The 14313-nt window shown below is 59.7% G+C and carries 13 protein-coding genes; 2 read left to right on the top strand and 11 right to left on the bottom strand.

The window, feature by feature from the left end:
- Positions 1–7: 7 nt before the first annotated feature.
- Together MLC59_RS03520 and MLC59_RS03515 are read right to left on the bottom strand one after the other, a co-directional pair.
- Positions 8–874 carry a hypothetical protein gene (locus MLC59_RS03520; protein WP_248230894.1) on the bottom strand — a complete coding sequence of 289 codons (867 nt, stop codon included), beginning with the start codon at positions 872–874 and terminating at the stop codon, positions 8–10.
- A gap of 153 nt (positions 875–1027) precedes the next feature.
- The gene (locus MLC59_RS03515; protein WP_248230892.1) at positions 1028–1798 is read right to left on the bottom strand and encodes a ferredoxin--NADP reductase; all 771 of its coding nucleotides are present in this window, start codon (positions 1796–1798) and stop codon (positions 1028–1030) included.
- Between the two features lie 127 nt (positions 1799–1925).
- Here MLC59_RS03515 and MLC59_RS03510 point away from each other — a divergent pair, with 127 nt between their 5' ends.
- Entirely contained in the window at positions 1926–2807 is an 882-nt protein-coding gene (locus MLC59_RS03510) for a LysR substrate-binding domain-containing protein (RefSeq protein ID WP_248230890.1), read from the top strand.
- A gap of 364 nt (positions 2808–3171) precedes the next feature.
- Here MLC59_RS03510 and MLC59_RS03505 read toward each other — a convergent pair whose 3' ends face one another.
- Positions 3172–3786, bottom strand: coding sequence for a MiaE family protein (locus tag MLC59_RS03505; RefSeq protein WP_248230884.1), 615 nt, complete (start codon positions 3784–3786; stop codon positions 3172–3174).
- 196 nt (positions 3787–3982) lie between these two features.
- Here MLC59_RS03505 and MLC59_RS03500 point away from each other — a divergent pair, with 196 nt between their 5' ends.
- The gene (locus MLC59_RS03500) at positions 3983–6577 is read left to right on the top strand and encodes a bifunctional aconitate hydratase 2/2-methylisocitrate dehydratase (protein WP_248230883.1); all 2595 of its coding nucleotides are present in this window, start codon (positions 3983–3985) and stop codon (positions 6575–6577) included.
- A 252-nt stretch (positions 6578–6829) separates the two neighbouring features.
- Here the strand turns inward: MLC59_RS03500 and putP are convergent, their stop codons facing one another.
- The 8 genes from putP to fabD all read right to left on the bottom strand — a co-directional run bounded on the left by putP (position 6830) and on the right by fabD (position 14203).
- Positions 6830–8320: a sodium/proline symporter PutP gene (gene putP / locus MLC59_RS03495; protein WP_248230882.1), complete on the bottom strand. Its 1491-nt coding sequence runs from the start codon at positions 8318–8320 to the stop codon at positions 6830–6832.
- A gap of 384 nt (positions 8321–8704) precedes the next feature.
- Positions 8705–9478 (bottom strand): helix-turn-helix transcriptional regulator, encoded by a 774-nt coding sequence (locus tag MLC59_RS03490; protein ID WP_248230881.1) that lies wholly within the window; start codon positions 9476–9478, stop codon positions 8705–8707.
- Positions 9479–9521: 43 nt separating this feature from the next.
- Positions 9522–10145, bottom strand: a complete 624-nt coding sequence (gene tmk, locus MLC59_RS03485) for a dTMP kinase (RefSeq protein WP_248230880.1) — start codon at positions 10143–10145, stop codon at positions 9522–9524.
- A complete protein-coding gene (mltG, locus tag MLC59_RS03480) occupies positions 10142–11200 on the bottom strand; it encodes an endolytic transglycosylase MltG (protein ID WP_248230879.1) in 1059 nt (352 codons plus the stop codon). The genes tmk and mltG overlap by 4 nt, the downstream gene beginning before the upstream one ends.
- A complete protein-coding gene (locus MLC59_RS03475) occupies positions 11197–12030 on the bottom strand; it encodes an aminotransferase class IV (protein ID WP_248230877.1) in 834 nt (277 codons plus the stop codon). The genes mltG and MLC59_RS03475 overlap by 4 nt, the downstream gene beginning before the upstream one ends.
- A 79-nt stretch (positions 12031–12109) precedes the next feature.
- Positions 12110–12343, bottom strand: a complete 234-nt coding sequence (gene acpP / locus MLC59_RS03470; protein WP_091848505.1) for an acyl carrier protein — start codon at positions 12341–12343, stop codon at positions 12110–12112.
- A 115-nt stretch (positions 12344–12458) separates the two neighbouring features.
- On the bottom strand, positions 12459–13202 hold the full coding sequence (gene fabG, locus MLC59_RS03465; RefSeq protein ID WP_248230876.1) for a 3-oxoacyl-ACP reductase FabG: 744 nt from the start codon (positions 13200–13202) through the stop codon (positions 12459–12461).
- 62 nt (positions 13203–13264) lie between these two features.
- A complete protein-coding gene (gene fabD, locus MLC59_RS03460; protein ID WP_248230875.1) occupies positions 13265–14203 on the bottom strand; it encodes an ACP S-malonyltransferase in 939 nt (312 codons plus the stop codon).
- Between the last annotated feature and the right edge of the window lie 110 nt (positions 14204–14313).

Raw genomic sequence — 14313 nt, 5'->3', positions numbered from 1 at the left:
GGTGCGCTCAAGATTCGGGCTGCCGGTAGGTTTTCACCCGGTTCAGCCAGCCCGGCAGCCATTGCTCACGCTCAATGGGGTTCCCGGCCCTTTTAGCCCGGGACGTCAGCACCTCGGCGGCCGCCTGCCGGAAGGCCGGCAACGCCCCTGCCCGGGAACGCGGTGCCTCCATGGTTTCGAGCACCTGCAGCAGTCCCCAGCCCACCCCCCCATACCGCTCGGATTCGGCCAGCCCTTCGCCTTTGAAGTTGACATAGTCGATCAGGGCATAGGCACCACCGGGGGTTTCACTCAACAACCGGATCTTGCGACGGGTTGTTACGGGGTCACCTGAGGCGGATGCAACCCGTTCGAGGGCGCCCCGCGCTCGCTGCAGCAGGAACGCCGTCTGTGCGGCCTGCTCCCGCTCGAGCAGTTGACGCAACTCCTCCACCCGCTCATCACTGCCCTCGGCACGAAGAAAGCCGTCCCGGGTAACCCATGGTGCCCCATGACGGATCGCCTCAGGCAGCCAGGCTGGCAACGCCACGCCCCGTTCCGCGAGGAACTCCACCATCGACGGAAAGCTCTCCACATAGGGACCTTCAACACCCACCGGATACCAGATGAAATGTCCGATACCCAGGGAAGGGAAAACTTCCCCCTGGTTCCAGTGAACCAGGCACGAGCGACGGGAGGCGCACTCATTGCGATAAACCTGGCGACCAATCCACGTGAGCTGTTGGTCAGAAAGGTCCAGCCGCAGCAGCTCATGGGATGCTTCCGACGTATTCCCTACAGTACAGCCGGTAGCGAACATCGACGTAAGAAGTATTGCCGCCCAGACCCTGCCAACGGCAACAATGTGGTTACAACAGTCTTTTAGCGGGTGCATCGGCGTTCCTGTGGGACTGGGTCAATGGCAAGCGAAAAAGCTAACCAATACCTGGACCGGGAGCAAGAGTCCGGTTGATACACAGGCTTTTCTTCCACATATACAAAAACCCCGGCCAGGGGGCCGGGGTAAACAGCGAGGGGCTGGAAGTATTTACTGCTCCACGAACGCGCGCTCGATGACGTAATGACCCAGGTCACCGGCCCGGGCTTCACGGAAACCCATACCATCGAGGATTCGGCAGGTGTCCTTGAGCATGCTGGGGCTGCCACAGACCATGAAACGGTCATTTTCAATGTCCAGCTCCGGCAAGCCCAGGTCACGGGTCAGCTTGCCACTCTGCATGGCATCGGTGAGACGGCCTTCATTGCGGAAAGGCTCGCGGGTAACTGTAGGGTAATAGAGGAGTTTTCCATCAACCATTTCGCCGAAATATTCATTCTTCGGCAGGCCTTCAATCTCGTCCTGGTAGGCCAGCTCGGAGCTGTAGCGCACACCATGGGTCAGGATTACCTTGTCAAAGGCCTCGTAGACCTCCGGGTCCTTGATGATGCTCATAAACGGCGCCAGGCCGGTACCCGTGCTGATTAACCAGAGGTTCTTACCCGGCAGCAGGTTATCGAGAATCAGCGTTCCGGTGGGCTTGCGACTGACCAGGATCTCGTCACCTACCCGGATCTTCTGCAGGCGGGAAGTCAGCGGACCATCAGGCACCTTGATGGAGAAGAACTCCAGCTCTTCCTCATAGTTGGCACTGGCGATACTGTAGGCACGCATCAGCGGCTTGCCGTCAGTTTCCAACCCGATCATGGTGAAATGACCGTTCTTGAACCGAAACCCGGGGTCACGGCTGGTCGTAAAGCTGAACAGGGTATCGTTCCAGTGCTTTACGCTGGTTACCGTCTCTACGTTCATCTTGCTCATGGTCGTCAATCCACCTGAATATCTGAATGCCCTGTGAAAAGGTTAACTGCATTGTGTGCATGGTAACCGACGTGTAACCTATCGATGAAATGGGATATTTTCATAACGTTATTCGGGAAAACCGATTATGAAGTACACCTTCCGTCAACTTGAGGTATTCCTCGCCGCGGCCCACTTCCAGAACATCACCCGCGCCGCCGAGTCCCTGGCCATGTCACAATCTGCCGCCAGCAGCGCCCTGAAAGAACTGGAAAACCAGTTTGATATCAAACTGTTCGACCGGGTCGGCAAGCGCCTGCAACTGAACGAACTGGGCCGCCTTTACCGACCCAAGGTCGAAAGCCTGCTGGCCCAGGCGGGTGAACTGGAACAGGCGTTCAACCACCATACGGAAGTTGGCGCGCTGAAGGTCGGCGCCACCCTTACCATAGGTAACTATCTGGCCGTTGGGGTCATGGCCCAATACATGAATTCCCCTACACAGCCCCGGGTTTCACTGGAAGTGGCCAACACCAGCACCATTGCCCGACGGGTTTCGGACTTTGAACTGGATATCGGGCTAATCGAGGGCGAGCTCCAGGCACCGGAGCTGGAGGTCATCCCGTGGCGTAACGACGAACTGGTGATTTTCTGTTCCCCGGATCACCCCCTGGCCAGCAAGCGGGGCCTGGTGGACGACGACCTGGTATCCGCCACCTGGATTGCCCGGGAACCCGGATCCGGCACCCGCCAGACCTTCGAGCGGGGTATGCATGGCCTGTTACCGAAACTGAACATCCTGCTGGAGCTGGAGCACACCGAGGCCATCAAACGGGCGGTGGAGGCCAACCTGGGTATCGGGTGTCTGTCGAAGGTGTGCCTGGAAGATGCTTTCCGGCGAGGCTCGCTCGTGCCACTGCAGGCTGCAGCCCACCGTCGGTTTGACCGGCAGTTCTACTTCATCCTGCATAAGCAGAAGTATAAAAGTGCCGGTATTGATCGATGGATGGACCTTTGTCGGGAGTTGTAGGGATTTTTTGCCACGGAATCGACGGCCCTTCGACAGGCTCCCTTCGACAGGCTCCCTTCGACAGGCTCAGGGCGAGCGGAAGGGTACGGGAAAGCCAAGAGAAGAAGACTGTTTTGCCACGGAATCCACGGAATCCACGGAAGGACACGGAAGAAGGAACAAAAACAATCCCGTTCCGCAGCAGATAACTCAACTGTCAGCTCGGGTCCGGGGTGGGGTGTCTTTTCTGCAGGGAAAAGGTGTCTGAGCGAAGCGAGTTCTTTTCCCGGAAGAAAAGATGCCCCATCGCGGGGCCAGGCACATAGTCCGCAAACATTCACGGCTGTTTGGGTCTTTTTTCCGTGTCCTTCCGTGGATTCCGTGGCTAATTCACTGGTCCGGAATGAAACCGGAACTCACTGTCCACTTCTTCTATCAGGCGGCGTTCCACCGCCAGAAACTCCCCTACCCGCTCATCCACTGACCCGCCATTGGCCTGCTCCGCCAGCTTCAGATAATCCTGGTAATGCCGGGCCTCGGATTTCAGCAGGCCGTTATAGAACTCCGCCAGCTTGTCGTCCAGGAACGGCGCCAGCGCCGCAAATCGTTCACAGGAGCGCGCCTCGATAATCGCGCCGACAATTAACACATCCACCAGCCGGCCGGGGTCCTCGGTGCGTACCAGCGACCGTAGCCCTGCAGCATAGCGCGCCGGCGACAGGTGGCCGTACTCCACTCCGCGTTTCTTCATGATCGACAGCACCTGCTCAAAGTGCCGCAACTCCTCCCGGGCCAGGCGGGACATCTTGTTCAGCAGGTCGGTGTTGTCCACGTAACGGTACATCAGGCTCAGTGCCGTCGACGCCGCCTTCTTCTCGCAATGGGCGTGGTCAATCAGCATCAGGTCCTGGTTCGCCAGGGCGTTGTCGATCCACTGTTGAGGGGTGCGACACGGCAGGAAATCATGAATCTCGGCGAGGGCGGCGCTGGTATCAGACATAATGGAATCCGGCTGGAGGTTTGATGGGCGTGGGGAGTATACAACAGGACATGTTCCGTCTCCGACCATAGGCCAGCTTAACTTTACCCCCTGATTCCTATAGAATGCAGCGCCGATTCGTGGCCTTTTCCACACAACAACGCCCGCCAGCTCTCCATGCCCGCGCGGGTCTCCCCAACTGATGAGGGTCTATATCGTGTTAGAAGCATATCGTGAACACGTTGCAGAGCGCGAAGCTCTGGGCATTCCCCCCAAGCCTTTGAACGCCGAGCAGACCGCCGAGCTGGTGGAACTGCTGAAAAACCCGCCCAAAGGCGAGGAAGAGTTCCTGGTTTACCTGCTGGAAAACCGTATTCCGCCGGGCGTTGATGAAGCCGCCTACGTGAAGGCCGGTTTCCTGTCCGCCATTGCCAAGGGCGAGGCCACCAGCCCGCTGCTGAACAAGGAAAAAGCGGTTGAGCTGCTGGGCATGATGCAGGGCGGCTATAACATCGCCACCCTGGTTGAGCTGCTGGACAACGATGAGCTGGCCAAGCTTTCCGGTGAGCAGCTGAAAAGAACCCTGCTGATGTTCGACGCCTTCAACGACGTGAAGGAAAAGATGGACGCCGGCAATGCCGTCGCCAAAGAGGTGATTGAATCCTGGGCCAACGCCGAGTGGTTCACCAACAAGAAGAAGGTTCCCGAAAGCACCAAGATGGTGGTGTTCAAAGTTACCGGCGAAACCAACACCGACGACCTGTCCCCTGCCCCGGATGCCTGGTCCCGCCCGGACATCCCCCTGCACGCCCGCGCCGCCTACAAAATGGAGCGTGATGGCCTGAAGCCGGAAGAGCCCGGCGTTACTGGCCCGATGAGCCAGATCGATGAAATCAAGTCCAAGGGCCTGCCGGTTGCCTTCGTGGGTGACGTAGTAGGTACCGGTTCTTCCCGTAAGTCCGCCACCAACTCGGTACTGTGGTTCTTCGGTGAGGATATCCCGGGCGTTCCCAACAAGCGTGCCGGCGGTGTCTGTATTGGTAACAAGGTTGCCCCGATCTTCTTCAACACCATGGAAGACGCCGGCGCCCTGGTTTTCGAGGCGCCTGTCGACAACATGAACATGGGCGACGTGATCGAGATCCGTCCCTATGAAGGCAAGATCCTGAACGAGGCTGGCGAGACCATCTCCGAGTTCAACTTCAAGTCTGACGTGATCCTGGACGAGGTACAGGCCGGTGGCCGTATCCCGCTGATCATCGGTCGTGGCCTGACTACCAAGGCGCGCGCGGCACTTGGCCTGGGCGCCACCGATATCTTCCGCCTGCCGAAGGACCCGGAAGCCGGCACCAAGGGCTTCACCCTGGGTCAGAAGATGGTCGGCAAGGCCTGTGGCCTGGAAGAAGGCCAGGGCGTTCGTCCGGGCACTTACTGCGAGCCCCACATGACCACTGTTGGCTCCCAGGACACCACCGGCCCGATGACCCGGGACGAGCTGAAAGACCTGGCGTGTCTGGGCTTCCAGGCTGACCTGGTCATGCAATCCTTCTGTCACACCGCGGCGTATCCCAAGCCGGTTGACGTGGAAATGCAGCACACCCTGCCAGACTTTATCCGCACCCGTGGCGGCGTATCCCTGCGTCCGGGCGACGGCATCATCCACTCCTGGCTGAACCGTATGCTGCTGCCGGACACCGTGGGCACCGGTGGTGACTCCCATACCCGTTTCCCGATGGGCATCTCCTTCCCGGCCGGTTCCGGCCTGGTAGCCTTTGCCGCAGCCACCGGTGTTATGCCGCTGGATATGCCGGAGTCTGTTCTGGTTCGCTTCAAGGGCGAAATGCAGCCGGGCATTACCCTGCGTGACCTGGTGCACGCCATTCCGTTGTATGGCATCAAACAGGGCATGCTGACCGTCGAGAAGAAAGGCAAGATCAACGAGTTCTCCGGCCGTATCCTGGAAATTGAAGGCCTGGAGCACCTGACCGTTGAGCAGGCGTTCGAGCTGTCTGACGCCTCTGCCGAGCGCTCCGCTGCTGGTTGTACCATCAACCTGTCCGAGGAGTCCGTGGCCGAGTACCTGCGTTCCAACATCACCATGCTGCGCTGGATGATTGCCGAAGGTTACGGTGACCCCCGTACCCTGGAGCGTCGCGCCCAGCAGATGGAAGAGTGGCTGAAGGATCCGAAGCTGATGCGCGCCGACAAGGACGCAGAGTACGCCCACGTGGTGGAAATCGACCTGGCCGACATCAAGGAGCCCATCGTCTGCTGTCCCAACGACCCGGACGATGCCAAGTTCCTGTCTGAAGTCGCAGGCGACAAGGTGGACGAGGTGTTCATCGGCTCCTGCATGACCAACATCGGTCACTTCCGCGCTGCCGGCAAGCTGCTGGAGCAGAACAAGGAGCCCCTGAAGACACGTCTGTGGATGTCTCCGCCCACCAAGATGGATCAGCAGCAGCTGATGGACGAGGGTTACTTCAACACCTACGGCACCGCCGGTGTTCGCACCGAGATGCCGGGTTGCTCCCTGTGCATGGGTAACCAGGCACGTGTGGCGGCCAAGTCCACGGTTCTGTCCACCTCGACCCGTAACTTCCCGAACCGCCTGGGCGATGGTGCCAATGTGTACCTGACCTCTGCGGAACTGGCGGCTGTGGGTGCGGTCCTGGGCAAGCTGCCGAGCCCGGCGGAGTACATGGAGTACGCCAAGGACCTGAACAGCATGTCCAAAGAGATCTACAAGTATCTCAACTTCGACCAGATGGAAGACTACACCAAGAAGGCATCCGAGGCTTCCGTAGCCTGATCGCCTTTGAGGTAGTTAACCTCTGATCTGAAAACGCCAGCCTTCGGGTTGGCGTTTTTTTTGGCCTTGAATTACGGAGTATGGCCGGCTGCGGGGAGCCCGGTTTTCTTCTGGTCGAGTAACTCGCTTCGCTCAGACATCCTCTCCCGGCAGAAAACCGCCCCCCCCCACACCCGTCTTGCGAACCAGGTTCGCGGACTATAAAAAAGGGCTCCCGCAGGAGCCCTCGTTCAGGTCAACTCAGGTGAATGATCACCGTTCGATATGCTGGTACTCGCCGGCATCCGAAGTAGCCAGGCTGACCGCCATGATGGCAATCCAGGCAGCGATAAAGCCGGGGATGATCTCATAGACACCAGGACCGCCCATAAACGAGCCGTTCCAGCCCAGGGAGATCCAGATCATCACCGTTGCGGCACCGACCACCAGGCCAGCAATGGCACCTGCACCGTTGGTGCGCGGCCACATCAGCGACAGGATGATCAGCGGCCCGAAGGCAGCACCAAAGCCGGCCCAGGCGTTACTCACCAGGCCCAGCACCTGGGAGTCCGGGTCGGAAGCGATCATCGCGGCCACCAGGCCCACGGCAACGACACAGGCGCGGCCCACATTGACACACTCACGGTCCGTCGCCTCCTTGCGCAGGAACAGGCGATAGAAGTCCTCGGTCAGTGATGAGGAAGACACCAGCAGCTGGCTGGAAATGGTACTCATCACCGCCGCCAGCAACGCTGCATAGAGGAAGCCGGTAATCAGCGGATGGAACAGCAGGTCCGCCAGGATAATGAAGATGGTTTCCGAGTCGGCGACATCCAACCCGTTACGCACCGCGTAGGCCCGGCCGAAGACGCCCAGTGAGATCGCGCCGATCAGCGAGATACCCATCCAGGTCATACCGATGTTACGGGCAATGGGTACATCCTTCAGGGTTCGGATCGCCATGAACCGAACGATGATGTGAGGCTGCCCGAAGTAGCCCAGCCCCCAGGTCACCGCCGACAACCAGCCGATCAGGGTAAGCCCCTCAGTCCAGGACAACAGGGTCGGATCTACCTCATTGAGAGTCTCGGAAGCCTGGGCAAAGCCTCCACCGCCTTCGCCGAAGAGCACAACGGCAGGCATGATAACCAGGGCCAGCATCATGATGCAGCCCTGCACAAAGTCCGTCATGCTCACCGCAAGGAAGCCGCCCACAACCGTATAGGCCAGTACAACACCCAGGGTGATCAGGATGCCGACTCCGTAATCGCTCATGCCAGGTACATTGATGATTTCAGAGAACGCACTCTCGAACAGCTTGCCACCGGCAACCAGGCCCGAGGCCGTGTAGACGGCGAAGAAAACCACGATAACGATCGCCGATACCGTTCGCAGCGATAACGCCTGGGTTGGAAAGCGGTTCGCCAGGAAGGCAGGAATGGTGATGGCATTCCCGTAATGGACCGTCTGCTCCCGCAGTCGTGGGGCAACGATCACCCAGTTGATAAACGCGCCCACAAACAGGCCGATGCCGATCCAGGCAGACGCCAGCCCCGAGACGAACAATGCCCCCGGCAGACCCAGCAGCAACCAGCCGCTCATATCCGACGCACCGGCAGACAGGGCTGCCACTTTCGGGCTCAATGCCCGGCCTCCCAGCATGTAGTCTTCCGAGGACGATGTCGACGTGCGCATCGCATAGAGGCCGATGACAATCATCAGACCAAAGTAGACAAAGAGACTAATCCATACACCCGTAGCCATGTAGTTCCTCCAGTTTGTTGATACGGCCGTTGGTGGAGACCGTCAGGCAAGCCGCGAGCCGTGGGACGGACAAACGGGCAATACCTGTTATTTTTATTGCTTCGTGGCCAATTCCCTTTGCCTTGTTCCTCTTGATCCGCGGCGCAGGGCCCAAACGACACCCCGGCGGGATGAATCATTACTGTTCAGTATAGATGCTCAACGAAAAATGCCACTTGCACCTTGTTGGAAACACGCTTTTAACGTGGTCACCTGTAGAAACCGAACAGAAAGCCTGGCTGCGGATTAATAATCGTTTAATTTAGCCTTACACTGATTGTGAGACTTCCGAATTCCTTCGGAGACTTTACAAATTCCTACGATGTTTCACCAAATCAGGCAGTTTCAGTCGTGGCTACGAAGCTGGGTCGGCGTAAGGCCGCGGTGTTTACGCAAGGCGGTGGTGAGAGCGGACTGACTGGAAAACCCGGTTTGGGCGCTGATATCCGCCACCGGGAGGGACGTGGTACGTAGCATCTGACAGGCCTGGTCAAGGCGGGTGTTAAGCAGAAACCGGTAGGGGCTGGTAGCCATGGTCTGACGGAACAGCTCGTGAAACCGGCTCTGACTCAGGCAGGCCTGGGCGGCCAGGTCCTCGACGGTAATGCGCTGATTGAGATTCTCGAGAACAAACTGCCGCAACTTTTCCGGGTCAAGCCCCGGCCGCCGCAGAGGTACGGTCTCCGCCCCCCGGGCAAGCCGGTCGGATAACGCAAGCAGAATGGCCGAGGCAAGATGGTTGCGGATACCCAGTTCAGCGCCGGGCCGCCGTATCTCGGTGGCAGAGACCTGCACCAGCTGTTGCAGATGGGCATCAAGACCGATGACCACGGTCTTGCTGAACAGTCGCCTGACGGCAGCAAAGTCCCGGAAATGTGCTTCCCCGGGCTGGGGAGGCCAGGCATCCACATTGATCACCAGTACCTGGTTTTCAGGACCACCGGAAAATTCGTGGGGTATCCGGGCCGGCACCAGGCAGGCTCGCCAGGTATCCAGGCGGCCTTCCCGCCCGGCAACGTTCACTTCCGCCCGCCCGTAGACACCGATCACTGCCTGATCGTGGTCATGGGTGTGCTGGCGGGTGAATTCAGGCAGTGTCTGGAGTCGCACTGACAACATGGTGGGTTCTCTTTTGCCTGCCGGTAAGGAAGTTGCGGCGGCGTCAGACCAGCAGGTCCGTTATCAGCCCCGACACCTGGCGGCTGACATCCGCAAGGGGCTGCGCCGCATCCACCACATGGTAGCGCAGCGGCTGTAGCCGCGCTCGTTCCAGGTAGCAATCGCGGATACGCTGAAAGAACGCTGCCTGTTCCCGTTCGAACCGATCCGGCGCACTGCGGCTGCGTGCCCGGGCCATACCTACCTCTACCGGGGCGTCGAGCAGTATGACATGGTCGGGCCGCAGATCGCCCTGGACCAGCTGCTCCAGCGCCGCAATCTGCTGCTGCGGGACGCCACGGCCACCGCCCTGATAGGCGTATGTGGCATCCGTAAAGCGGTCACACAGCACCCATGTGCCCTGCTCCAGTGTGGGGACGATGCGTTCATGGAGATGCTGGGCCCGGGCGGCGAACATCAGCAGCAGCTCGGTCATGGAATTGACCGACTCCTGCCTTGGTGCCAGCAGCAGTTCACGGATCGCTTCCGCCATGGGCGTCCCACCGGGCTCCCGGGTCACCAGCACCTCGATGCCGGCTGCCTCCAGGGCTGACCGGGCGGTTTCCAGCTGGGTGGATTTGCCAACCCCCTCGGTGCCCTCAAACGTAATAAAGCGACCGCGGCTCATTGACCGGACTCACTGTTGGCCGCGGGCGCCGGAGACGATCGGTAATCCTCCCGACGGTTCAGCTGGTACTCCCTGACCGCCCGCTGGTGGTCTTCGAGTGTCCGTGAAAACTGGTGACTGCCATCGCCCTTGGCCACAAAGAACAAGGCATCCCCCTCTGCCGGATTGACAGCGGCGTGGATCGCTGCGCGACCAGGCAAGGCAATGGGCGTTGGGGGCAGGCCGGAGATGCGATAGGTGTTATAGGGTGTGTGAGTACGCAGGTCACGCCGGGTGATACGTCCCTGGTAGCTGTCACCCATGCCATAGATCACCGTGGGATCCGTCTGCAGGCGCATCCCCCGTTCCAGCCGGCGAACGAAGACACCCGCTATGTCCGGCCGCTCTTCGGGAACCCCGGTTTCGCGCTCGATGATCGACGCCATGATCAGAGCCTCATAGGGATTCTCATAGGGCAGGTCATCCGCCCGGTTGGCCCACTCCTCGGCCAGCACCTGGTTCATTTTCTCGTAGGCCCGCCGCAGGATATCCAGGTCGGAGTCACCCCGGTTATAGGCATAGGTATCAGGGAAGAACCGGCCCTCCGGGTGGGCGCCCTGGTCACCCAGTTCCTCCATGATCCGCTCCGCTGACCAGTCCGCTGTCTCCTGTTCAAGATGCTCGGCACGGGCCAGTGCTGCGCGGGCGTCCACGAACCGGCGGCCTTCGATGAACTGTACCGTACGGACCTTGGTCTTTCCGCTGACCATCAGCAGCACCATGTCACGGGCCGACATCCCCGGCTGGAACTCATACTCACCCGCGCGGATGGTCGTCAGTTCCGGCTCTACCCGGGCCAGCAACTTGAGCCAGAGTGCCTTATCCACGAGACCCAGCTCTTCCAGGTCACCGGCGACCGCATTGAAGGAGGTCCCGCGGGGAACCACGTACAGCATCGACTCTTCAAGCCCGGCATCGGCTTCCAATGACTCGAGGCCCTGCCAGCCCCACAATCCGGCGCCAGCAACAGCCACCAACACCGACGCGACAACGGCAACAAGGAATGACTTGATCAACGGAACTCCTCAGGTTGTTTGGCAAGGCTGGTGATTGTCGCAAGCTGTCCGGGGCGAGGCAACTCGCGGCCATCCAGAGTTTGAACCGGCACGGCTCCGACAATACTGTTCACCAGTACCAGCCCGCCGAATTCCGGCCGCTGGCACTGCTCCGGGAAAAGTGGAGCCTCGGTGATTTTCACACCCTCCCGTGCAAGTCCCCGCTCGATATGGGCCAGCATGACGCTGCGCACGGCAACCTGTTCACGGGGCGGTGTCCGCCACTGCCCCTCCCAGAGATAGAGCAGTGCCGTGCGGGTGCCTTCCCGGAGATCTCCCTGATCACCGGGCATCAATGCCTCATAGCAGTCCTCGGGCATGGCGCGGCTGGCCATCACCTGCTCCAGGCGATTAAGGGACTTGATACCCGCAAATACGGGATTCACGGTAAGGGGGATGTCTGAAATAACGGTTCCGACACCGCTGTCCGGCGTTGCCGGAGGTGCTGCCATCAGGGACAGGATCAGCCGTGGCTCGGGGCTCGGAGGCGGACGGTATCCGCGACCACCACTGCCCCGGGTCAGCACCAGCTTGAGCACCTGGTATCCAGGTACCTCGGAGGCCTGTGCCCGTGCACGGTCCACGGCTTTTACCAGGTCGGCCTCGCAAGCCGGGATTCCCAGCCGCCGGGCCCCATCCAGCATTCGCCGGCAGTGGGCCTGCAACAGCTGGGGCTCGCCGTCACGCACAAGGATGGTTTCGAACAGGCCATCCCCATAGGCCAGGCCCCGGTCATTTACCGGCACCGACACCGCTTCCGGGTGATTTTCAGGGACGATAATGGTGATCATGGCGTTACCCTGCCCCGGCCAGACACAAAAAAGCCGTCCTGCCCGGGAGCAGAACGGCTTTTGCCTGGCTTACAGACGATCAGCTATGCGCGTTGATGTAATCAATCGCATCCTGAACGCTGGTCAGCTTCTCGGCTTCCTCGTCAGGAATCTCGGTTTCGAATTCCTCTTCGAGAGCCATGACCAGCTCAACAGTGTCCAGTGAGTCAGCGCCCAGGTCCTCTACAAAAGAAGAAGAGTTCTGAACTTCGGACTCCTTGACGCCCAGCTGTTCACAAACAATCTTCTTAACGCGCTCTTCAACTGTACTCATAATTTCCTCACTTTTTGTCAACCAGGCAATGAAAGATTGCCAGTTTATGGTAAACCCCACCTGCAGACAAGCAGGGACGAAGATAAAAGCTGTTCGGGTACCAGGGCGAAAGCCCTTACCCCATGTACATGCCACCGTTTACATTGACGGTGTCGCCGGTCACGTAACCGGCAGCATCGGATGCCAGGAAAGCGACGACCGCAGCGACTTCTTCCGGAGCCCCGAAACGACCTGCCGGGATGTTCTCCAGCATGGCACCACGCTGGCCCTCGTCCAGCTGACGGGTCATGTCAGTGTCAATAAAGCCGGGCGCCACGCAGTTGGCCGTAATGCCACGGTTGGACATCTCCTTCGCCAGGCTGCGGGTAAAGCCTTCAACACCAGCCTTGGCCGCGCAGTAGTTGCCCTGCCCGGCGTTACCCATACCGGCCACCACCGAGCTGATATTGATGATGCGCCCCCAGCGGGCCTTGGCCATGCCACGAAGTACCGCCTTGCTCAAACGGTAGACGCTGGAGAGGTTGGTGTCGATAACGGCCGACCAGTCATCTTCCTTCAGGCGGAGCAGCAGGTTATCCCGGGTGATACCAGCGTTGTTGACCAGGATCACCGGTGCGCCAACTTCGTCGGCGATCTTCTTGAGTCCGGCTTCGACACTGCTGGCATCAGACACATCCATCACCAGGCCGAAACCCTGGATACCGGCATCCTTGAGATTGGCGGAAATGGTCTCTGCGCCACCTGCTGAAGTCGCAGTACCTACGACGGTAGCGCCCTGCTTGCCGAGGGCTTCGGCAATGGCCTTGCCAATACCACGGGTAGCACCGGTTACCAGTGCGATCTTGCCATCAAGAGACATGGAATGCTCCCTTCCATCAATGTGGGATGACGCCGGCCGGACCGGCCGGCGTACCTTCTGAATCAGTCTTTGCGAAATGCCTCCAGGGCATTTTCCAGACCTTCCGGGGACTCGAGGCTGAATACCTTGAGACTGCGGTCAATGCGCTTGGCCAGGCCGGCCAGTACCTTGCCGGCGCCACACTCTGCGCCGACCGCTACATTCTCTTCAACCAGCAGGCGCATGGAGTCTGTCCAGCGCACCGGGGAATACAGCTGCTGCACCAGGTTAGCCTTGAGTTGGTCTGCATCCTGGACCAGTTCTGCACTGACATTCTGAACTACGGGCGTGAGAGCGTTCCCGAAGCTCACCTCGTTCAGTGCCTTGGCCAGCTCTTCCGCCGCGCCTTTCATCAGCGCACAGTGGGACGGCACACTCACCGGCAGCGGCATGGCTTTGCGGGCACCCTTGTCGCTGCAGACCGCGATAGCCCGCTCAACGGCGGCCTTGCTGCCGGCGATGACCACCTGGCCGGGAGCATTGAAATTGACCGCAGATACAACATCCCCTTCAGCGGCCTCGTCACAGGCAGCCATGACCTGGTCATCCTCCAGGCCGAGGATGGCAGCCATACTGCCCTCACCGGCCGGTACCGCAGTCTGCATCAGTTCACCACGCAGACGCACCAGCCGGATAGCATCGGAAAAATCCAGGCTTTCAGCGGCCACCAGGGCGCTATACTCTCCCAGGCTGTGACCCGCAAGGTAGTCAGGCTCCGGGCCGCCGGCAATAAACCACTGGCGCCACAGGGCGATGCTTGCAGTGAGCAGGGCCGGCTGGGTAACCATGGTCTGGTTCAGTTCCTCCGCCGGACCATTCTGGCAGAGCTCCCACAGGTCATACCCCAGCACATTGGAGGCCTCGGTAAAGGTCTGCTCGATCACCGGCCAGGCTTCGGAAGCGGCCTTGAGCATTCCCACTGACTGAGACCCTTGTCCAGGAAAGATAAAAGCTGTTTTCATGACGAAAATTTTACCGTGGTTAGTGGTTCAGTAAGATTAGCCAATAGTACAAGCAATCGGCCGCAAGGACCATTAAGGCGCCGTGACGAACATCCACTTGCAGGAAAGTA

The organism is Marinobacter bryozoorum, from assembly GCF_023156245.1.
Classification (GTDB): Bacteria; Pseudomonadota; Gammaproteobacteria; order Pseudomonadales; family Oleiphilaceae; genus Marinobacter; species Marinobacter bryozoorum.
This window is presented reverse-complemented; position numbering and strand designations above follow the sequence as displayed.

What these genes read in the sequence shown, in the direction of transcription:
- fabD (WP_248230875.1), bottom strand. Translation starts at nt 14,203, where the DNA reads ATGAAAACAGCTTTTATCTTTCCTGGACAAGGGTCTCAGTCAGTGGGA.
- MLC59_RS03510 (WP_248230890.1), top strand. Translation starts at nt 1,926, where the DNA reads ATGAAGTACACCTTCCGTCAACTTGAGGTATTCCTCGCCGCGGCCCAC.
- acpP (WP_091848505.1), bottom strand. Translation starts at nt 12,343, where the DNA reads ATGAGTACAGTTGAAGAGCGCGTTAAGAAGATTGTTTGTGAACAGCTG.
- tmk (WP_248230880.1), bottom strand. Translation starts at nt 10,145, where the DNA reads ATGAGCCGCGGTCGCTTTATTACGTTTGAGGGCACCGAGGGGGTTGGC.
- putP (WP_248230882.1), bottom strand. Translation starts at nt 8,320, where the DNA reads ATGGCTACGGGTGTATGGATTAGTCTCTTTGTCTACTTTGGTCTGATG.
- MLC59_RS03475 (WP_248230877.1), bottom strand. Translation starts at nt 12,030, where the DNA reads ATGATCACCATTATCGTCCCTGAAAATCACCCGGAAGCGGTGTCGGTG.
- MLC59_RS03520 (WP_248230894.1), bottom strand. Translation starts at nt 874, where the DNA reads ATGCACCCGCTAAAAGACTGTTGTAACCACATTGTTGCCGTTGGCAGG.
- MLC59_RS03515 (WP_248230892.1), bottom strand. Translation starts at nt 1,798, where the DNA reads ATGAGCAAGATGAACGTAGAGACGGTAACCAGCGTAAAGCACTGGAAC.
- fabG (WP_248230876.1), bottom strand. Translation starts at nt 13,202, where the DNA reads ATGTCTCTTGATGGCAAGATCGCACTGGTAACCGGTGCTACCCGTGGT.
- MLC59_RS03490 (WP_248230881.1), bottom strand. Translation starts at nt 9,478, where the DNA reads ATGTTGTCAGTGCGACTCCAGACACTGCCTGAATTCACCCGCCAGCAC.
- MLC59_RS03505 (WP_248230884.1), bottom strand. Translation starts at nt 3,786, where the DNA reads ATGTCTGATACCAGCGCCGCCCTCGCCGAGATTCATGATTTCCTGCCG.